Consider the following 359-nt stretch of genomic DNA (forward strand, 5'->3'; position numbering starts at 1 on the left):
GAGGAGGCCTGCCCATAGTACGAGAGGACCTGGGTGGACGAACCTCTGGTATGCCGGTTGTCACGCCAGTGGCACGGCCGGTTGGCTACGTTCGGAAGGGATAACCGCTGAAAGCATCTAAGCGGGAAGCCTGCTCCAAGATAAGCATTCCGTGGAACCTTCGAGTTCCTGTAGTCCCCATGCAGAACACGTGGTCGATAGGCCGGACGTGGAAGCCCCGCGAGGGGTGGAGCCGACCGGTACTAACGGACGAAAGGCAACACCAACATTCCAACCCCTGGCGGTTGGACCGCATCTTCCTCCTGCAAACGACACCAGACGGCAATGAGCATTGTCTGGCCACAAGACGAAACATCGAC

The 359-nt window shown here is 58.8% G+C and carries 1 rRNA gene; it reads left to right on the forward strand.

Features of this window, described 5'->3' with window-relative positions:
* Nucleotides 1-266 (forward strand): 23S ribosomal RNA (locus L5876_RS14560); the annotation flags it as partial.
* Between the last annotated feature and the right edge of the window lie 93 nt (nucleotides 267-359).

It is taken from the genome of Hyphobacterium sp. SN044 (assembly GCF_021864465.1).
Taxonomy (GTDB): Bacteria; Pseudomonadota; Alphaproteobacteria; order Caulobacterales; family Maricaulaceae; genus Hyphobacterium.